At 45.3% G+C, this 19,048-nt stretch carries 15 protein-coding genes, 6 tRNA genes and 1 other RNA gene; 14 read left to right on the top strand and 8 right to left on the bottom strand.

Annotated elements, in window-relative coordinates:
• Nucleotides 1-3: 3 nt before the first annotated feature.
• From HRI96_RS01600 to ffs, 12 genes are all read left to right on the top strand, one after another.
• Entirely contained in the window at nt 4-684 is a 681-nt protein-coding gene (locus tag HRI96_RS01600) for an HAD-IA family hydrolase (RefSeq protein ID WP_210117792.1), read from the top strand.
• 16 nt (nt 685-700) lie between these two features.
• A tRNA-Ala gene (locus HRI96_RS01595) sits at nt 701-773 on the top strand.
• A gap of 321 nt (nt 774-1,094) precedes the next feature.
• Nucleotides 1,095-2,012 carry a lysophospholipid acyltransferase family protein gene (locus tag HRI96_RS01590; protein WP_210117791.1) on the top strand — a complete coding sequence of 306 codons (918 nt, stop codon included), beginning with the start codon at nt 1,095-1,097 and terminating at the stop codon, nt 2,010-2,012.
• Between the two features lie 360 nt (nt 2,013-2,372).
• Nucleotides 2,373-3,842, top strand: a complete 1,470-nt coding sequence (locus HRI96_RS01585; protein ID WP_210117790.1) for an NAD(P)/FAD-dependent oxidoreductase — start codon at nt 2,373-2,375, stop codon at nt 3,840-3,842.
• Nucleotides 3,839-5,125: an NAD(P)/FAD-dependent oxidoreductase gene (locus tag HRI96_RS01580; RefSeq protein WP_210117789.1), complete on the top strand. Its 1,287-nt coding sequence runs from the start codon at nt 3,839-3,841 to the stop codon at nt 5,123-5,125. Before HRI96_RS01585 ends, HRI96_RS01580 begins: the two co-directional genes overlap by 4 nt.
• A gap of 19 nt (nt 5,126-5,144) precedes the next feature.
• Nucleotides 5,145-5,498, top strand: coding sequence for a DUF1667 domain-containing protein (locus tag HRI96_RS01575; RefSeq protein WP_210117788.1), 354 nt, complete (start codon nt 5,145-5,147; stop codon nt 5,496-5,498).
• A 189-nt stretch (nt 5,499-5,687) separates the two neighbouring features.
• Nucleotides 5,688-5,772: transfer RNA gene (locus HRI96_RS01570), tRNA-Ser, on the top strand.
• An 11-nt stretch (nt 5,773-5,783) separates the two neighbouring features.
• Nucleotides 5,784-5,868 (top strand) — tRNA-Ser (locus HRI96_RS01565).
• A gap of 27 nt (nt 5,869-5,895) precedes the next feature.
• Nucleotides 5,896-5,970 (top strand) — tRNA-Arg (locus tag HRI96_RS01560).
• 34 nt (nt 5,971-6,004) lie between these two features.
• A tRNA-Ser gene (locus HRI96_RS01555) sits at nt 6,005-6,091 on the top strand.
• Nucleotides 6,092-6,198: 107 nt separating this feature from the next.
• Nucleotides 6,199-6,284, top strand: a tRNA-Ser gene (locus HRI96_RS01550).
• A 4-nt stretch (nt 6,285-6,288) separates the two neighbouring features.
• Nucleotides 6,289-6,387, top strand: an RNA gene (gene ffs / locus HRI96_RS01545) — signal recognition particle sRNA small type.
• A gap of 85 nt (nt 6,388-6,472) precedes the next feature.
• Here ffs and HRI96_RS01540 read toward each other — a convergent pair.
• From HRI96_RS01540 to dctP, 6 genes are all read right to left on the bottom strand, one after another.
• On the bottom strand, nt 6,473-7,144 hold the full coding sequence (locus HRI96_RS01540; protein WP_210117787.1) for a YoaK family protein: 672 nt from the start codon (nt 7,142-7,144) through the stop codon (nt 6,473-6,475).
• Between the two features lie 74 nt (nt 7,145-7,218).
• Nucleotides 7,219-8,511, bottom strand: coding sequence for a M48 family metallopeptidase (locus HRI96_RS01535; RefSeq protein ID WP_210117786.1), 1,293 nt, complete (start codon nt 8,509-8,511; stop codon nt 7,219-7,221).
• 48 nt (nt 8,512-8,559) lie between these two features.
• The gene (locus HRI96_RS01530) at nt 8,560-10,461 is read right to left on the bottom strand and encodes a fructose-1,6-bisphosphatase (RefSeq protein ID WP_210117785.1); all 1,902 of its coding nucleotides are present in this window, start codon (nt 10,459-10,461) and stop codon (nt 8,560-8,562) included.
• 177 nt (nt 10,462-10,638) lie between these two features.
• Nucleotides 10,639-11,931 (bottom strand): TRAP transporter large permease, encoded by a 1,293-nt coding sequence (locus HRI96_RS01525; RefSeq protein ID WP_210118587.1) that lies wholly within the window; start codon nt 11,929-11,931, stop codon nt 10,639-10,641.
• A gap of 43 nt (nt 11,932-11,974) precedes the next feature.
• Nucleotides 11,975-12,466: a TRAP transporter small permease gene (locus tag HRI96_RS01520; RefSeq protein WP_210117784.1), complete on the bottom strand. Its 492-nt coding sequence runs from the start codon at nt 12,464-12,466 to the stop codon at nt 11,975-11,977.
• A gap of 363 nt (nt 12,467-12,829) precedes the next feature.
• Nucleotides 12,830-13,831, bottom strand: coding sequence for a TRAP transporter substrate-binding protein DctP (dctP, locus tag HRI96_RS01515; protein WP_210117783.1), 1,002 nt, complete (start codon nt 13,829-13,831; stop codon nt 12,830-12,832).
• A gap of 457 nt (nt 13,832-14,288) precedes the next feature.
• On the opposite strand from dctP, the gene HRI96_RS01510 reads away from it, so the two are divergent.
• Entirely contained in the window at nt 14,289-15,581 is a 1,293-nt protein-coding gene (locus tag HRI96_RS01510; protein ID WP_210117782.1) for an ABC transporter substrate-binding protein, read from the top strand.
• 249 nt (nt 15,582-15,830) lie between these two features.
• Entirely contained in the window at nt 15,831-16,955 is a 1,125-nt protein-coding gene (locus HRI96_RS01505) for a lipid II:glycine glycyltransferase FemX (protein ID WP_210117781.1), read from the top strand.
• A gap of 30 nt (nt 16,956-16,985) precedes the next feature.
• Here the strand turns inward: HRI96_RS01505 and HRI96_RS01500 are convergent, their stop codons facing one another.
• Together HRI96_RS01500 and HRI96_RS01495 are read right to left on the bottom strand one after the other, a co-directional pair.
• Nucleotides 16,986-18,593, bottom strand: a complete 1,608-nt coding sequence (locus tag HRI96_RS01500; RefSeq protein WP_210117780.1) for a dihydroorotase — start codon at nt 18,591-18,593, stop codon at nt 16,986-16,988.
• On the bottom strand, nt 18,590-19,045 hold the full coding sequence (locus tag HRI96_RS01495; RefSeq protein WP_210117779.1) for an aspartate carbamoyltransferase regulatory subunit: 456 nt from the start codon (nt 19,043-19,045) through the stop codon (nt 18,590-18,592). The genes HRI96_RS01500 and HRI96_RS01495 overlap by 4 nt, the downstream gene beginning before the upstream one ends.
• Nucleotides 19,046-19,048: the final 3 nt, after the last annotated feature.

Below are 19,048 nucleotides of genomic sequence, written 5' to 3'. Positions count from 1 at the left end.
CCCATGCTTATTAAACACCTGATCTTCGATCTGGACGACACGCTTTATCCTTCGGGCAAAATGACGAAGGCCATTACACAAAATATGATCAAGTATGTTGCAAAATTTTTTAACGTCACATACGAAGAGGCGGTTGCGCGAAGGAAAAAGAACCTGCCGATGTTCGGTTCAACGCTGGAATGGCTTATGAACAGCGGTATGACGGATGCGGAAGATTATCTTTTTGCAGTTCACCCCGAAAACGAGACTGAAAATCTTTTGCCCGATCCTGAAATGCGGCAATTTTTGCTGTCGCTTGAAATTCCCATGACAGTTTTGACTAATGCGCCTATGGAACACGCCAAGCGCGTCTTAAATTTTTTAAATATAAAAGATTTGTTTTCTTCCGTAACCGACATACGCGACTGCGCCTTTAAAGGCAAGCCTTACCCTATAGCTTTTGAGACCGCTTTGCGCCGTTCGGGCGGAACCGTAGGCGACACCCTGTTTATTGACGATCAAATAAAATATATCCTAGGATATAAAAGGCTCGGAGGCATTTGCGCTCATGTAGGAAGCCCCTCATATAAAGCGTCTTCAGTGCCTTCGTTTTTGTCGGACGCCGATGCCGCCGGCGGAAAAATTTTTCATATTGATTCCGTGTACAGCCTGCCTGCGGTATTGAAACAAATCGCCGATCTATAGTATAATAAAAAAATACGGGGATATAGCTCAGTTGGTAGAGCGATAGGTTCGCAATCTATAGGTCACCGGTTCGACTCCGGCTATCTCCAAAAGTTCTGCGGTAAACCGTGACGGCATGAGCGCCCCGCTTGTCGGAGGCGTTATGCGCGGTCGCGTTTTTTTATTTTTCCTTCCAGAGGACTTGCGGGCAAACCTCCCTTTCGTGCTTCTCCCGCACCACTCTTCTTTCCGCTTTGTTGACAGTAAAACTCATACGGCATAAAATAACCGTATGCGGCTTCCGAAACTCAAGGGATGGTATTGGAAGCACCTTAAAAGTGCCGCAAAGTTTTTAATAAATCTTTGTATTACAATTACTTATTAAAAGCTTGCAAATCAAAATAAAGGGAAATAACCAGGAGCAATACGACATGGCGTTATCTTTAAGACAAAAATACGGTAAATATTTTTCACTTATGTCTTCGCTTACCAAGGCTGCGCCTAAAATTGATGCTACGAACGTATACGAAGAAGCGAACATCGAAACAAGAAAAGTCATGTATTCCATGCTTAAAGAAAACATGCTTCCGGGGACAAGGCTTGAAAACGTTGAAAATTTCAAAGCCTTTAACGAGGCCGTAAAAAACGGAAAGCGCGGTCTTATCCTTATGGAACATTATAGCAACATGGATCTGCCCGCTCTTATCTATCAGCTGGCCTGTTATAAAGAACCGTGGGGAAAGGAACTGTCCGACCGAATCGTAGCGATTGCGGGCATGAAGCTGAACGAAGAGAACCCTATGGTGCGCGCGTGGGCGGAAGGCTTTACGCGCGTCATAATCTATCCTAGCCGCAGTTTGGACTCCATAGAAAATAAAGAAATTCCTGAAGAAGAAAAACTTGCCGAAAAAAAACGCGCCAGAGCCATCAATCTTGCAGCAATGCGCGCTATAGATGCGTGCAAAAAGCGGGGACAGGTTATACTGGTATTTCCGGCGGGAACGCGCTATCGCCCGGGAAACCCCGAAACAAAGCGCGGGCTTCGCGAAGTAGACAGTTACCTCCGCATGTTTGATGTGATGATCCTCGTTTCCATAAACGGAAACTGCCTGCGCCTTGATCCGGAAAATACCGACGATATGCTGGCAGACTTGGTCTATGAAGATATAATAATACAAGCGTCAAGCCCCGTCATCGAATGTAAAAAATTCAGGGAAGATATTTTAAATAAACTTCCCAAAGACGATCCCGATCCCAAACAAAAAGTCGTGAACGAAATCATGTCAATATTTGACAAACAGCATGATGAAATTGAAAAGATTCGGGAAAAAGAAATAGAAAAAATTTAAAAGCGGCGGCCGATATTTTACCGCAATATCCGGAAGAGGACCGCCGCAAAAGCCGATTATTTTTTCAACAGTCCGTCGTCCGTGATCCTGCAAAATGTCCTTAGTGCGGTCGCCGGGGAAACGCTGTAAAATTTTTGCAGCGGGAACGGCCAACAGTTAAAAATTTTCTCGACTGCAAAAAAAATATGTGTTATACTTTGTTTAAGAGAAAATTCTCGATATTTTAGTTTTTAAGATAAGTGCCGTTTCTTGAGTATTAAGAGTGAAACTGCTTCTGTCCGAAAATGGGATAGGCGTGCGTTCACTCTTTTTTTATGTAAAAAAGCTACAAAGCGCGCCGTCCTTCCTTATGGGGGTCTTATGCAATACGATGTAGCCGTGATCGGCTGTGGGATCGTAGGCGCGGCGGCGGCATATACGCTTTCAAAGTATAAGCTCAACATAGCTGTCGTCGAAGCTGAAAACGATGTTTCCGATGTTACGACAAAAGCAAACAGCGGTATCCTTCACGCAGGGTTCGACCCTGAACCGGGAACAACGATGGCCAAGCTTAACGTAGACGGAGTCGCCATGGCTAAAAATCTGTGCAAAGACCTTGACGTTCCCGTGTCATGGTGCGGCTCATACGTCGTAGCTTTTTCCGATTCCGAAATGAAAACTCTAAAAGACCTGTACGACCGAGGCGTTGCGAACGGCGTTCCGGGCATGGAAATTCTAAATGCAAAACAGGTGCAAAACAAAGAAAAAAATCTTTCCACAAAAATAAAAGGCGCTCTGTTCGCACCGTCCGCGGGAGTGGTATCTCCGTGGGAATATGCGCTAGCCTTCATTGAAACGGCCGTAAAAAACGGCACAACTCTTTACAGAAATTTCAAAGTAAATTCGGTAGTCAAAGCCGAAAACGGCGGATACGTCGTAAAAAGCGAATCCGGCAGCGAAGTATCGGCAAAATATGTCGTAAACGCGGCAGGCTTGAATTCCGACGTCATTCACAACTTGGTTTCACCTCCGACGTTTAAAATAAAACCCGTAAAAGGCGAATACTACCTTTTAGATAAAAACACAGGCGGCCTTGTAAATCACGTGATCTTTCAGTGTCCGAACGAAAACGGCAAAGGAGTTTTAGTGTCGCCCACAGCGCACGGAAACATAATCGTAGGGCCGAACGCAAGCCCTTCCGCTAAGGACGACGTAAGCGTCACAAGCGCAGGACTTGACTTTGTAGCAGAAAAAGCGCGCCTTTCAGTACCCCACTTGGATCTTCGCACATCGATAAGAAATTTTGCGGGAGTGAGAGCAAATGTGGATACGGACGATTTTATAATCGCCGAAGCCGAAAACACCAAAGGCTTCATAGACCTTGCAGGCATAAAATCGCCGGGGCTGACTTCGGCTCCGGCAATAGCGGTGCGCTGCCTTGAGCTGCTTGAAAAATCAGGGCTCCCGCTGGAAGAAAAAAAAGTTTACACGGACAAGAGACAAAGGATCAGGTTCAAAGAGCTTTCTTTGAAAGAAAAAACGGAGCTTATAAAGCACAATCCGCTTTACGGAAGGATAATCTGTCGCTGCGAAACCATTACGGAAGGAGAGATTCTTGAAGCGCTCTCTTCGCCTGTGCCGCCCGTTTCAATAGACGGCATAAAGCGCCGATGCGGAACGGGAATGGGGCGATGTCAAGGAGGGTTCTGCGGCCCCCGCGTGATAGAAATTCTTATGAAACACACACACATGAGTTATAAAGACGTTATTCTCGATAAAGCGGCGTCTTTTATGCTTTCAGGAATAACTAAAAAAGAATCGGAAAAAGATCTGATGGAAGGTGCCCTATGAACGGATCCTATGAACTTATAGTAGTCGGCGCGGGACCTGCCGGTTTGGCGGCCGCACTTGAAGCGTGGAATAAAGGACTTAAAAAGATACTTATAGTCGAGAGGGCAAAAGAGGCCGGCGGAATTTTGATGCAGTGCATACATAACGGGTTCGGCCTTCACTACTTCAAAGAGGAACTGACGGGCCCTGAATACGCCGGCCGATTTGTGAACATGGTGTCGGAAACGGGCATAGAGATAAAACTTGACACTATGGTTTTGGAAATCACTTCCGACAAAAAGGTTCACACCATAAACACTTCGGACGGGTACTGCATTTACAACGCTAAAAGCATTGTCCTTGCCATGGGCTGCCGTGAAAGAACGCGCGGCGCCATAGCAACGCCCGGAACCCGGCCTGCGGGAATTTATACGGCGGGAACCGCTCAGCGTCTTTTGAACATTGAAGGATACATGGTGGGTAAGCGCGTGCTCATTTTAGGCAGCGGAGACATAGGGCTCATAATGGCGCGCCGCATGACTCTCGAAGGGGCAAAAGTCCTTGCCTGCGTTGAAATAATGCCATATTCAGGGGGGCTTACGCGCAATATAGTCCAATGTCTGCACGACTTTGACATTCCCTTATACCTGTCGCATTCCATAGTCGACATAAAAGGCGATAAGCGCGTAGAAAAAGCCGTCGTCATGAAACTTGATGAAAATCGAAAACCGATTCCCGGAACCGAAATGGAATTTGACTGCGACACTATACTTTTAAGCGTGGGGCTTATTCCCGAAAACGAACTTACTGAAAAGGCTTCCATAACCATGGATTCAAGAACTCGCGGGGCCGTAGTTTTTGAAAACAGAGAAACTTCCGTGCCGGGAATTTTTGCCTGCGGGAATGCCGTACACGTGCACGACCTTGTAGACTTTGTAACCGAAGAAGGACAGATAGCCGGACGCGGAAGCGCACAGTTCGTCATGCAGGATAAAAACTCCGGCGCGGCGGATAAAGAAAATATTATAGAAATATCCAACGGTTTTGACGTCGGCTATACCGTTCCTCAAAAAATAAGAAACGGAAATTTCGGCGATAAGATAGGCGTTTATTTTCGTGTGCGCTCGGTACACAAAACTCCGGCCTTTATAAGCGTAAAATCCGACGGCAAAGAAATTTACCGCGTAAAGCGAACTCACTTGGCGCCGGGCGAAATGGAAAGAATAGATCTTACAAAAAAAATGCTTGCCGATGCGAGCGGTAAAATATCAATCGGCATTGAAACCGAACAAGCCGTAAAATAAACAATAAGGACGAACGACAATGAAAAATATAATCTGTATTTGCTGCCCGACGGGATGCCATCTAAGCGTAGACGAAACCAAAGGCTTTGCCGTCAGCGGGAATCTATGTAAGCGCGGTGAAATTTACGGTAAGCAGGAAATTCAAGATCCTCGCCGCATAGTGACAAGCACCGTCGCCGTAAAAGGCGGCCGCTATTCCCGCTGCCCGGTAAAAACCAGCGGCACGATCCCCAAAGGAATGATGTTCGACGCAATGAAAACCCTTGACAATATCATAATAAAGGCTCCCATAAAGACGGGACAAACTATTATCAAGGACATCTGCGGAAGTCAGGTAGACTTTATCGCAACGCAGACGATAGACGCCCGATAGCAGTTCGGCGCCGGCCGAATAAATTCTCAACATAAGCCGGACAGGGTTCGATATACGCTAGATAAATTCCCGATATGCGCGGACAGCGGCCCGCTCTTGGCCGAAGCCCCATACAGGCATAGTCCGCTGGGCGCTTTGCAGCGGCTTGACAATGACGCTCGAATTCTGTTATGATTTTTCTACATCTTTGGAGCGATGTCCGAGTGGTCGATGGAGGTAGTCTTGAAAACTATTGAACCGCGAGGTTCCGGGGGTTCGAATCCCTCTCGCTCCGGCTAATTTTACGGAAGCGTGGTAGAGCGGTAATACAACGGATTGCTAATCCGTCAGTTCCTTTCGGGCTGGGCAGGTTCGACTCCTGTCGCTTCCGCTAGATGTACAGTTTTTAACTGTAGATGAGACTATAGCTCAGCTGGATTAGAGCATCACCCTGCGGAGGTGAGGGTCGCACGTTCGAATCGTGTTAGTCTCGTACAGGTTTTTGGGCCTGATGAATAATTACTTCTGGAAAGATGCGGGAGCGGTCGATCCGGACGGTCTCGAAAACCGTTGAACCTTTATTGGTTCCGGGGGTTCGAATCCCCCTCTTTCCGTAAAGCGGAATTATCCTTGCGATCGCAAGATTCCGCAGTTCTCCTTAACAGTAAATCTTGAGAAATCGCCTTCAGTGATTTTTCAAGGTGACCGTAAATTAAACTTTGGAAAGGTGTCCGAGTGGTTTAAGGTACACGCTTGGAAGGCGTGCGTACCCAAAAGGTACCGGGGGTTCGAATCCCCCCCTTTCCGTTTTGCCCAGGTGCCATGCAGAGCGCAGCTTGCAAACCCAGCCAGATCAGGAATGAAGCAACTGTAGTAAGATTGCTCTCGTGCCGTGGAATACCTGGGCTTTTTTTGTCCGCAACATCACAGTGCCGCAGAGCCGCAACACCCGTCGCCGCAGCATCGCAGCATTGCCGCCGTAAAAATCCGCTGTGTCAGGGCAAACCGGTTTTATCCTCTTCAATTGTGATATATGTCGATATCAAAAATATTTCACACACCAATATCGAATACTCCGAATATAATCTTATCGAAACACAGCCTATGATTACGCCTATACCGAAATTGCAAATCACAATCATGTATTTGATAAACGAATAAAGACAATCTCGGTTTTTCGTATGAATGTATTGCGACAATTGAATCATACCGCTTTTTAAATTTCCGGTTATCATCGTAGTAGCGATGGGGCTGTTATCTATTCTGTCGAAATTCGCTACCTGAACCGCCGCTATAAACGATATAACGCAGTTGACCGCATGATTGGAATAATTTTTGCCGAAAAATGCAATACAGGCTATCAACACAGCTTCCAGTATCAAAATCATTTTAAGCCTGATGTGCGAGCGCAAATTCCTTTTTGTTTTTAACAATTCCGATATGAATATTCCTACGGCAAAAGTAACAACCGGAATAAGGTATTTTACGCTTTTATTGAATTCACGGTTAGCCAATGCAATAAAGATCAGCACTACGTTTCCTGTTTGCGCGTTCGCAAAAACATTGCCTTTAAGAATGTATGAATAAGAATCAAGGAATCCGCCGAGCAGCGACAAGCAAATTCCTATTTTGATATTTTCGTTATTTTTTCCGATCTTCGTTTCCATAATACTTTAACATCGCAGGCGCGGAGCCGCTTTTCAGCCGTTTCAGCCGATAATTTCACATGCTAAAATGATTTTTATCGACTTGCGCCGCCGCCTTTGTATCCCAGAGCGCGTAACCTTTCCAGTAAGGGCGGATGGTTATAATTAAAAACCGAATAAATTCTAGGGACTGAAATTTCCGACATGTTTTCCATATTCAATTTTATAAGCGCATCGGAAAGAGCCTTTCCGTCTCCGCAGATTTTTGCGGCAAAAGCGTCCGCTTCAAATTCATCCTTTCTGGAAAAATAATTCCCCGCGGCGCCTAACAAACTCCCGAATCCGCCGAAAATTATTCCGAGCAAAAAAAGAGCGGCAAAACATTCCACCGTTCTATAACTTTCATTTAAAAAAGAAAAGCCGAAGGCATCTAGCATTCCGCGCGATAAACTTAACCTGTAAGCCGCAAATAGCGCAAGGACTACAAGCGGAATCATTATGCAAAGCCGCTTTACGATATGGTGTTTTTTATAATGACCCAGCTCGTGGGCGAGAACGGCTTCTATTTCCTGCGGGGAAAGCTGTTTTATAAGAGTATCGTAAAGAACTACCCTCTTGGCGTTTCCGAATCCGGTAAAATACGCGTTTGAATGACGGCTCCGTCTTGAAGCGTCCATGACAAAAAGTCCTTTAGCTTTAAAAGCGCATTTTGCAAGAAGTTTTTCGAGGCGGTCTTTAAGTTCGCCTTCGGGTAAGGCGGTAAATTTATTGAATAGCGGAGCGATAAACAAGGGATAAATTAGCGAAATCAGCAGCGAAATACATATGTAAGCGGCGGCTAAAAATATCCACCATGAAGATCTGAAAACCGAAAATATTAGGGTCATCACGGCAAGAAGCAGCGCCGTAATACAAAGCTGGACTATACAGTCTTTTATTCGGTCTAAAACCCACATCTTAAACGTCATTACCGAAAAACCGAAACGTTTTTCTATTGAAAATTCCCGGTAAAGCTCAAAAGGAAGCGAAACGATCTTTCCCGGAACAGACGAGACAAGCGCAAATAAAAAGACTGCAAAAAAAGCGGCTTGCGTAACGTTTTGAAGTGTAAATTTCAAAATAAAAGCGTAAACTCCGCCGCAGACTAAAAGCAGAGAAAGCCCCGCGTACAATATGCTTTCAGGAATCTGCAGCACATATTTTGCATCTTCGTATGCGCAGATGCATTTTAATTTTTCTTCAACGATTATGCCGGAAAGCTCTTTGGGAACCTTGCGTCCGTTTTTCAAGCGGTTATAATAGTCAAGAAATTCGAGCGCTTGATCCAAGAACAAAGAAAATACCGTCGATGCCAAAAAAATAATAACAAAAATATTCGAGTAATTCATAATTTTTTTCTTGCTTTATCAATTCCGCGTTGTCGCACAGGACGAAACCTATTCATTAACATAGGGAATGCTTCCGTCCCTGTAGGCTTCCAAAAGCTCTTCCAGATCCGCCGCAAATTCCTTAAGCGACTGCCCGTGTTCCGTATCGGCGATGAATTTTCTTTTTGCAAAAGTTTCTACGGTAATGGTTTCTGAAGCAATGTCGGTTTCGTTCATTATGGCCGACTGCGTGTTTTCAAACTTCTTATGCACTACCAGCCGTATTCCGCGCGAATTGGAAACGAGCGTATAACCCGCTATGCCCGTAGCCTCGTGATAGGCGGCGGAAAATCCTCCGTCGATTATAAGAAGTTTTCCTCCGCATTTTATGGGAGTTTCACCTTTTTTTACCTTTTGAGGAACATGCCCGTTTATTATGTGGCCGGTATTGTAATCTATTCCGAATTCGGCAAAAATTTTCTTTATCATGTCCGGATCTTCAAGCGTTTTATAGTAAGTGTTTTTTTCTTCAACCTTAGGCTCGCTTTCTTCAATAAACATGCGCTCGAAGGTCGCCATTTTATTTTTACCGAACATGGGAGAATACGGCCCTGTCCACAAATACCATATCATGATCTCGCCCTTTTGGCGTTCCGCGCTGCCCTGCTTTGAAAAAAACGCACGCCGCGCCCAAATTTCAAGTTCGTCATACAGAGCCTTGCCGGAAAATTCTTTTCCGTAGATATTTACCTTTGCAAAGCTGCCGTCCTTTGCCAAAGGCACGCAACCGTGATAGAGCAAATTTCCGTTGTAAATTTTGTAGATGCTGCCCTTCGTAAACAAAAAATGTACGTGTTTTTGAAGCTTTTCACTGTGAAGGAACGAAGACCTTAGCCTGTTCATTATCTCTTCTTCTTCCGACGTAAGCGAATACGGATCCTTGGGATTAAAAGTCGGAAAATCGGCGGAATTGAGTTTCCATGTTTTTCCTTCGATCGTTACCGTTCCTTTTTGAACGTCGAGAGTGTCGAAAAACAGCCTGTCATTCATCTCAAATTCCGGGTGATCAAGGATAATTTGGCCTTCCAGCTTAAACTGAATCATCGCTGCGGCATTTAAAAGACTTTTTTCTCCGGATTTTTTATAAACTTTGGCGGCAAACGCAAAAAACTGCGTGAGATTTATTCCGTACCCGTCTATAAGAAGATCCAAAGATTTGTACTTTGCCGACATGCGCAAAACGTTTGCAATACACGCCTTGCTTCCCGCAGCGGCTCCCATCCACACTATATCGTGATTGCCCCATTGGATATCCACGGAATGATAGTCCAAGAGCTTGTCCATAATCAAATGCGGGGAAGGCCCTCTGTCAAAAATATCGCCTATGATGTGAAGTTTGTAGATGACAAGTTTTTGAATAAGATTGCAAAATGTTATAATAAATTCTTCCGCAGCGCCTATGCGGATTATTGTCGCAATAATCGACGAATAATAAGCTTTTTTGTCGCTTATTTCCTCTTTTTCGGTTGTAAGTTCTTCTATTATATATGAATAATCCTGCGGAATCAGTTTTCTTACATGGGACCGCGTATACTTTGAAGAAACCCGCCTGAGGATGAGAACAAGCCGGTGCAGAATGACCGTGTACCAGTCGTTAATATCCTGAGCGTGTAAAGACCTCTCAAGCTCAAGGCGCTCCCGCGGATAATAGATAAGGGTTGCCAGTTCCTTTTTTGAAGCCTCGGATTCGGAAAGGCCGAATACTTCTTCAATTTTCTGCCATATGGAACCCGATCCGTTTTTTAAAACATGGTTAAACTGTTCGTATTCACCGTGTATGTCGGTTAAAAAATGCTCCGTCCCCTTGGGCAGATTTAAAACGGACTGAGTGTTGACGAGCTTTGTGATAACGGCTCTCTCCGAAGGATATTGCCGCGCAAGAATTTTCAAATACTTTTTACAATCTTCCATATGTGTATTATAGCACATATATCAACGGACTTCTGTAAAAACCTTTAAAAGTCGCCCCTACAAAAAAAACTTCAAATAACGTGTTTTATAATTTTAGGACGGCTTTTGTTTCACATGGATGCGCGACTTATAAGCAATATCGGACAGATCTTCCGTTGAAAATCTGTCCGGCAAAAATCACACCTTTCCGAATATCATATTGGGAATAAACAATACTAAATCCGGCAAGAACACAAGAATTGAAAGCTCAATCAAAATTGCAAGAAGGAACGGAAGGCTTTCCTTCGTATATTCTTCTGGCGGACAGTCTATAATACCGCACACGGTATAAAGTGCGGATCCTATGGGCGGCGTCATTACGCCTAAGGTAACGATCGTAGCCATGAGAACTCCGAAATGGACGGGATCCATTCCTACGCTTGTCACCATGGGCAAAAAGATCGGCGTTAATAGCAAAAAGTTTACATTGCTGTCCACAAACATTCCCGTAATGAACAAAAACCCAAGCATGATAAGAGTAAGCACTTGAGGATTATCCGTTATTCCGAAGATAAAAGAACTCAATACCGCAGGAAGTCTTACCCATGTGATCGCATAACTGAACGGCCCTGACATGGCAATGATAAGCATTATAGCTCCGTTATCCTTAAGGGTTGTAAGAAGAGCGGATTTAAAGTTCTCCCAAGTCAGTTTTTTATATATGAATTTGCCTATTACAATGGCATAAATAACGGCGAACGCTCCGGATTCGGACGGGGTAAATATGCCGAACCGTATTCCGACGATCAAGATTACAGGGAAAAGAAGAGCCCATATTGATACTTTTAAATTATCAAAAAGTTCGCGGAATGAAAGCTTGGGTGCGTCGGCCTTAGGCGGTTCGTATTTCTTTATGCGGCTTGTTATAGTAGTCGTCGCCATAAGAAAAAACGTCATCAGAAAGCCCGGCACTATGCCTGCGGCAAAAAGTCTTCCTATGGAAACTTCTCCTATAAAGCCGAATATTATGAGCCCTAGACTTGGCGGAATCGTCGCGGTTATGAGAGCCGTAAGACAGTTTACGGAACATATGTACCCTTTACTGTAGCCCAGCCTCATCATTTCAGGACCTAAAATCCGCGTTTCCATAGCGGCGTCCGCCGTCGCGGAACCTGAAACGCCGCCCATCAAAGTCGACATGACGACGGAAACCTGCGCGGTTCCTCCGTACATGCGGCGCGTAAGCAATCTTGCAAGTCCTAAAAGCTGCTCGGTAATTCCCGAAACATTCATCAGATTACCTGCGAATATAAAAAAGGGAACGGCAAGAAAAGCGAAAGACTGACTTTGCAAAACTATCATTTGCACGGCGGCTTCAAACGGTAATACGGGTTGACTTAAAAAATAGGCGAACCCCGAAATACCTATAACAAAAGCAATGGGCATTCCCATGACAAGAAAGACCACAAAGCATAATAACAAAAAATTCATCATATCCCCCTAAACTAAAAGACGGAATTTTTACCGCGCTGCGTTATCGCGCGGCGTCTTTTTCGGACTTTTCATTAAAATAAATTATGATCTTCTTTATTTTTCCTATCGTAGAAACCGCCATTGAAGCTGAAGCGACGACAAGGCTCAAGGTTACTATTGAATAAGGAATCGGCATGGACTGATAAGTTCTTAAGCGTTCCGTCCATGCAAGGCGGCAACCGTAAACGGCGATGACCACTAAAGTAAAAAAAATAATGACATATATCAAAATCGATACTGTTTTTTGCAGTTTTTTGGGTAAATAACGCGTAAGCAAATCGATTCCTATAAGCTGGCCGCTGCGCCACGCTATGTCCGCGCCTAAAAACGCCGTCCACGCCAAAAGAAGCATAGCCAGATCAATGTTCCACGACATTGATACGCGAAAAAAACGAAGTATGGCCGACATAAAAACAAAAAGAATTAAAAAAATGAATCCTACGCCGCACACGATAATTTCGGCCTTGCAAAGGATTCCATATAGTTTTCTCATATGTTATTCTCCATTTCATACAAGACGCGCACGCTTAAACATTACGTCAAGCGTGAGATCCGCATGAAAAATGATCCCGTCCTATAAAACTATAGGCTTTAAAAGATTAAGATTAGCGGTTTTATAAAATTCGGCAAAGGACGCCGGAACTCAGCTTAAAACTTTTATAAAATGCGACGTTGCAACTCGCGATAATACGACGGGTTCAACTCGTAGAAATCTCGAAAAAAAAATCGCGAAAGGCGAGTTTTTTCCGAGATGATATTCCTTAGTCGTCTTATACCGATAACGACCGATAAAGCGCCCCGTCGAAAATACCGCCGCAAACCTTAAAAAGCGTTTGCGGCGGCCGATTAAAAAACACTATTTTCCGAGTTCTTTAAACAATCTTTCCTTAAGACCGGCGGAAAATCCCAAATCGTTGTTTACGTACAACGGATTTATGGCCTTTTGGAACTCATCAAGGCTTACTTCCGTGATCAGAACGCCGTTCTTCTTCATGTTTTCATAGTAACCGGCTTCTTCGCTTGCGATGATCGCGCCGTATTCCAGAGCCGTTTCTCGCATAGTTTTGATAAAAAACTCGCGATCGGCGGCGGGCATGCTGTTATAAAAATTGGACGAACACACAAAGGACGACTGAAGCATGTAGTGTTTGGATAAGGCAAGGTATTTTACAACTTCATAGATACGGCTTCCGTATGCGCTTGCAACCTGCACTTCGCATCCGTCAAGAGTTTTAGACTGAATTCCGGGGAAGACTTCCGACCACGGAATACCGATATTTGCAAATCCCAAGTATTTGGCAAGGTTGTTTCCGATCGCATTCCCGAAGCCGCGTATGCGGAGACCGGACAGGTCTGCAACTTTATTTACGGGAGTTGTGGTATAAAAAGAGCGGAATCCGTTATACATATTAGTTATATAGATAATTCCCTGCTTTTCAAGAGCGGCTTGCCATTCTTTAAAAAGCGGAGTGTCGGGAAGTTTTTTCAGCAATTCGGGATCCGTCAAAATATATGGCGCCATCAGGATATTAAGATCCGGAATATTGAATTGACTTGCCAGACGGCCGGGATCGCTCGGAACGACGAGACTTACGCCGAGTTTCGCCTGCGTTACCAAGGCGTCGGTATCGCCTGAAAGAGCGCCCGCAACCTGTACCGTAGCGCTGAAACGCCCGGAATTGTTGAGTTTTTCTGCCGCAGCCATCATCATGCGGCTCTGTCCCGTCGTTGCGGCTTCCGTTCCCGCAAACGTTACGGGAATCTTGGAACCGCCTTCGCCTTTGCCGGCGGCAAAAACGGAAGCCGACAAAAAACCTAAGGCTGCAAAAACAAAAATCGATTTTTTGTACTTTTTCATACATTTCTCCTTGATTGAAGCTAAATTTAACGGCGTTATTTCAGACGTTAAATTTAAACTTTTTCGTATAAAATTTATGCTATCATAGCTTTTTGGCCGTGTCAATTTTTTCGTATCGGCGTATCGGCGCGTTTCATCTCGCGGCCTCTAAATAACGCCATTCTCCACTAACCGCAAGCGCAAAAGCAGCGGGCGAACAAGCGGCGCAAAACTTAGTGTTCACCGCTTGTTGTAAACGCCGCAGGAAAATGCAGCGGCTGAGCGCAACAGTAACCGACTATTGAGACAGCTTCCTTTGCCGCCCTCAATAAAGCAAAAAAATGCTGCGGTACCGCAAATTCCCTATCTTATTTTTATTCTTCGGTAAAAAATTTTACAATGATCATAAAAGATTTCAAATTGACAGTTCCCGAAGGTGATAAGAGAATATCAATAAACTAAAGTTTAGGAGGAAAACGTGAAAAAAACACTCGCAGTTCTTTTGGCGCTTTTAGCGGCTACAGGAAGTATTTTCGCTTCGGGCGATAAGGATGCAGGATCGCAGGGCAGCGGCGTTACCACAATAAAATACGCTTTTTGGGGCAACCCTGATTCAATAGGCGTTGAAAGAACGATCATCGACGAATTTGAAAAAAAGAATCCCAACATCAAAGTAGAACCGGTAGTCTCCGCCTACAACGACTATCACACAAAACTCATGACGATGATTTCAGGCGGTATGGCGCCGGACGTCATGCGCATCGACTCATATTTCTTTCAGGACTTCTGCAATCTGGGAGCCGTCGCAAGCCTTAAACCCTTTATAGAAAAATCGGGCTTCGACACTTCAATTTATTCAAAGGCGGCAATAGAAGAAGCTACGATCAAAGGTGAAATTCATGCCCTTCCATGGGGTACCGCTCCCATCTATTTGGCGTTAAACCTCGACACCTTCAAAAAGGCAGGCATCGCGCTCCCATCATACGACTGGACGGTAGACGATTTTATAAGGATCGTAAAGCAATTCGGCGGGGTAAAAACGGGAGTGTATGGATACGCAAACCAAATGGCTTCCAACAATCCTTTTTACGGCTTTATCTGGGCTTACGGAGCAAATCTGCTCACTGAGGACCGCAAAGGCTATGCGCTCGATTCTCCCGAAGGCTGCCAGGCCTTACAGATGATCGCAGACCTTTATCAGCAGGGATTTTTACCCAAAGACATGATTTCCACCCCTGCAGCCGAAACGATAAGCCGCTGGTTTACTTCGGGAACGCTTGCTATGATGATTGTTTCAGCACAGGAAATCTTAGCCATTCAGAAAGTTGAAGGCATAAATTTTGAAGTGTATCCCTTCCCCGGCGGAAAAACGGTAAAAAACACTACTACCGTCAAGAGCAACGAGATTGCAATATCCGCAGCATCCAAACAAAAAGACGCGGCATGGAAGTTCTTAAGCTTTCTCAGAGGCAACGAGGGAGAAAGGTTATACAGCGCAGCCCGCCGCATTCCTCCGTCTTTAAACAACGATCCAGAATTGTGGGGTCTGTATCTTGACGCCACCAAGAGCCCACGCGACATAAAGAAGGCTACGGACGCCATCAATGCAAAATACGGACACACTTTGCAACTTAGAAGCGGCTATTCCGAAATTGACGCAAACACCGTTCCCGTATTCCAGCGAATTCTTAGCGGCAACGTCAGCGCCGAAAAGGGCTTAAAGGATTTTAGGGCTAAGGTTGAAGAGATTCTTGCAAGGAACAACAAGTAAGTCTTTATTACCGGGCGGCGGACGTACGCCTTACCCATTCCATTGTCCGGCTGCGGCTCCTGTGTCCAACGTGCGGAACGCGCAAAAGGTGTAAAAAACCGCAGCCGGCTTTCTGCAAGCTGCAAGTTCCGGCAGTATCAGTCTGTGACACTGCCGCAGTTTTATAATCCGCCTTATAAAAAGGACTAGCTGCATGGTATACAGATGACAGCGTTGCGGCTTTCTTTTTTTACTGTTATCGTGCCCGCTATGGTTACGGTACAAAAAGTCACTCCCGATGTATTTCCTCCTCACGACAATCTTTTTCAAACCGCATTTTGGGGAACGTTTAAAGAGGCTCTCGGCCAGCAGCCTTATTTTTTTTCGGTAACGTTTTCAGACGAAAACTTCGATTCTCCGCTTACCTTTCCGTTTATGGCGCTGATAAGAAAACGCAGCGACGGCAGCTGCTACGCATACGCGCCTAAAGCGCCCTCAGTCGTGTTGCCGTCTGAAAAACGCGGCGTTCTGCTTGAAGAACTCGCTCTTGCACTACGCCCCTACCTGCCTGAAAACTGCATATGCTTACGGTACGATCTTGCCTGGCGAAGCCAGTATGGCGGTGAAGAAATCGTAAATCCTCAGACTGCGCAGCTGGCTTTAAACTGGGGAACCCAAACGCACAATCTTAGAAAAGCTCCGACCGGTCACCTTGCGGCAAACACGGTCATCATTAATTTAGCGCTTACGCCCGAGCAAATACTCTCGCACATGAGAGCGACTACGCGCAACTGTATACGTCGCTCATACCGCAGCGGGATTGATTTTGCCGTCGGCGGTAAAGACATGCTTCACGACTGGTACGCGCTTTATGAAAAAACGGCAAAACGGAAACATTTTTATTCCGAACGTGAAGAATATTTTAACAAACTGTTTTCGCACAAGCGTATTCAAGAAAATATTTTTCACGAGCACCCGCCTAACCCAAAAGGGAAAAAGGATGTTATACCGCTTGCAGCTCCCGCGCCGCTTCCGCAGTTTCACATTATGAGCGCGTCAAAAAACGGAATTCTGCTTTCGGGAATAATAATCGCGCTTTCAGGACATAACGCATACTATCTGTACGCAGGATCGAGCGCCGAAAAAAAAGAGCTCATGCCGAATTACGGTCTGCAGTGGGAAGCGATACGGTTTGCCCGCAGCAAGGGCTGCACCGCGTACGATCTTATGGGCATTCCTCCGAACGACGATTCGTCAAATCCTATGGCGGGGCTATACCTTTTTAAAACCGGCTTCGGCGGCGAAAAAGTGCGCTTTGCCGGCACGTGGGATTTTCCGTTCAATGAAAAATCATACTCGTATTTTTGCTTGGAAGATCAATTTTACAGGCAATAAAAAGGCCCTGCGCATAGCCAAGGCCACTGTTTATAATTTGAAAACCTGCTTTCCGCCTATGAACGTCGCGTGAATGCGGCCGAAAAGTTCCTTTCCTTCAAAAGGAGTCGCCTTCCCCTTGCTGAAAAAATTTTCTCCCGAAACGCGCCATTTTTCGGAAGGCGAAGTTAAAACCAAATCCGCGTCAAACGATTCCGAAAGCCGCCCTTTTTTCAGCCCTAAAATTCTTGCAGGCTGGGCGGACATAAGGCGCGACAGACGGCTCTCGGTAAACCCGTTTTGCCTTACCAAAACCGTATTACAGACGGCGTAAGAGGTTTCAAGCCCCGAAAATCCCGGAGAACCGCGGGATTTGTCTTCAAAAGTGTGCGGAGCGTGATCGGTGGAAATGACATCGGCCGTTCCGTCACGCAACGCTTCAATGAGCGCCTTTCTGTCATCTTCGGCCCTTAAAGGAGGATTTACCAGCGCCCTTATATAAGGCGGAAAAGTACCGCACAGGGCCAGATGATGAGGAGTTACTTCGCAAGAAATTTTACAGTTTTTTAAAGCGCCGCGCCCGTCACCGTTTTCACAATCTTTGTTTTTTTCGCAACCTTTGTTTGCGGCAAAAAATCTTTCCTTTGCACGGCGCACCGCATCCATGCTTTTTTTAGTGCTCACGTGAGCTATGTGAACGCGGCAGTGCGCAAGTTCCGAAAGCAAGAGGTTTCGTTCCGTATAAGAATCTTCCGACACGGCAAGGATTTCATTCGCCTTTGTAAGAGCCTTCGTGATCTTTGCGTCCGCTTCTGGCGGAAGTTTTTTTGCGCCGGATGCAGATTCAAAACCGCTTGAATTTTCAACTCCCCATGCGGGTATCGAATACTCGCGCATGACGGCAAGAGCTTCCTGCCTGTACAGATCGGCCAGAGCCGTAAGTGAAGGGTCTTCGCTGTGGCAGCTTACGATAAGATTTTTTTCCACGGCCTTTTTCATCGCCTCAAGCATCACGGAAGAGTCCCAAACGTCTCTTCCGTCTTCGCTTACTACGGGACTAAAAGCGGGATCTGCGTCGTCTAGGGAAGAGGTGTCTTTTCCTTTAAAACCCTTTGTAAGGCTTACCGCCTGAAACATATTTGAAAGCCCCAGCGTATTTCCTTCTTCCGATATTTTTTTTGCTTCTTTTCCCGAAGAAACCGTCGGCAACGTATTTGCCATGGCGACTAAGGTTCCAACGCCCCCTGCCGCTGCGGCCTTAAGACCGCTGTGAAGGTCTTCTTTTTGCGTTTGCCCCGGATAACGCAAATGGACATGCATGTCTATAAAAGCCGGCATAAGCGTAAGTCCTTCGGCGTCGTAAAAAGAAATGTCATCGTATTTAAGACTTACGGAAGCCGCATTCGAATATGGGTTTTTACATGATTCCGATGCGGCCGCCAACCCCGACGCCGCCGAAGATGCCGTTTTGCCCGATGCTGCGGCGATCAAAGCGTCTTTTACAAGGGATTCGGCGTCTTTTTTTGTTGAGAACCGGCCATTAAACACCTTTTTTATCTTGCCTTCAAAAACCAAAACAGCGCCTTCCGTGTCGAGCTCTTCGTCTACTAAACGAGCGTTATAAATCAAAAGCGCCTTATTTTTTTCACATCCGTTCAATCTTTATGCTCCATAAGCTCGGCGTTGTTTCCGGCTTTATACAAAGTATCGCAGTATTGGCAGCGGTACAGTCCCTCTGTGCGATCAACCAGCCTGAAAATTTGAGGAATATAGTGTTCGGTCGTGGTTATACAGCGCGGATTTTTGCACTTTACAACATTTTCCACCCTGTCCGGCAACTCCATCGTAATCTTGTTAACGATCTTTTCATCTTTTATTATATTTACCGTAATGTTGGGATCAATAAATCCCAGCACTGAAAAATCGATATTTATCGTATTGTCTATCTTTATAATATCTTTTTTTCCAGTTTTTTTAGACGGAACATTCATGATAAGAGCGGAACTGAATTTCGCTTTATCCAAACCCAGCCATTGGAAAATTTTAGGTCCGTAACCGGCGTTTATGTGATCGATCACAAGACCGTTTTTTATCGTATCAACGTTTAACATCTT

Origin of the sequence: Treponema parvum (assembly GCF_017893945.1) — a bacterium.
Lineage (GTDB): Bacteria > Spirochaetota > Spirochaetia > Treponematales > Treponemataceae > Treponema_D > Treponema_D parvum_A.
The sequence above is the reverse complement of the archived record's forward strand: the minus strand, read 5'-3'. Positions and strand labels throughout refer to the sequence as shown.

Bases quoted from the DNA above. Each gene is read 5' to 3' on its own strand.
- HRI96_RS01530 (WP_210117785.1), bottom strand. From the start codon at position 10,461: ATGGAAGATTGTAAAAAGTATTTGAAAATTCTTGCGCGGCAATATCCT.
- HRI96_RS01535 (WP_210117786.1), bottom strand. From the start codon at position 8,511: ATGAATTACTCGAATATTTTTGTTATTATTTTTTTGGCATCGACGGTA.
- HRI96_RS01520 (WP_210117784.1), bottom strand. From the start codon at position 12,466: ATGAGAAAACTATATGGAATCCTTTGCAAGGCCGAAATTATCGTGTGC.
- HRI96_RS01590 (WP_210117791.1), top strand. From the start codon at position 1,095: ATGGCGTTATCTTTAAGACAAAAATACGGTAAATATTTTTCACTTATG.
- HRI96_RS01495 (WP_210117779.1), bottom strand. From the start codon at position 19,045: ATGTTAAACGTTGATACGATAAAAAACGGTCTTGTGATCGATCACATA.
- HRI96_RS01540 (WP_210117787.1), bottom strand. From the start codon at position 7,144: ATGGAAACGAAGATCGGAAAAAATAACGAAAATATCAAAATAGGAATT.
- HRI96_RS01585 (WP_210117790.1), top strand. From the start codon at position 2,373: ATGCAATACGATGTAGCCGTGATCGGCTGTGGGATCGTAGGCGCGGCG.
- dctP (WP_210117783.1), bottom strand. From the start codon at position 13,831: ATGAAAAAGTACAAAAAATCGATTTTTGTTTTTGCAGCCTTAGGTTTT.
- HRI96_RS01600 (WP_210117792.1), top strand. From the start codon at position 4: ATGCTTATTAAACACCTGATCTTCGATCTGGACGACACGCTTTATCCT.
- HRI96_RS01580 (WP_210117789.1), top strand. From the start codon at position 3,839: ATGAACGGATCCTATGAACTTATAGTAGTCGGCGCGGGACCTGCCGGT.
- HRI96_RS01525 (WP_210118587.1), bottom strand. From the start codon at position 11,931: ATGAATTTTTTGTTATTATGCTTTGTGGTCTTTCTTGTCATGGGAATG.
- HRI96_RS01505 (WP_210117781.1), top strand. From the start codon at position 15,831: ATGGTTACGGTACAAAAAGTCACTCCCGATGTATTTCCTCCTCACGAC.
- HRI96_RS01575 (WP_210117788.1), top strand. From the start codon at position 5,145: ATGAAAAATATAATCTGTATTTGCTGCCCGACGGGATGCCATCTAAGC.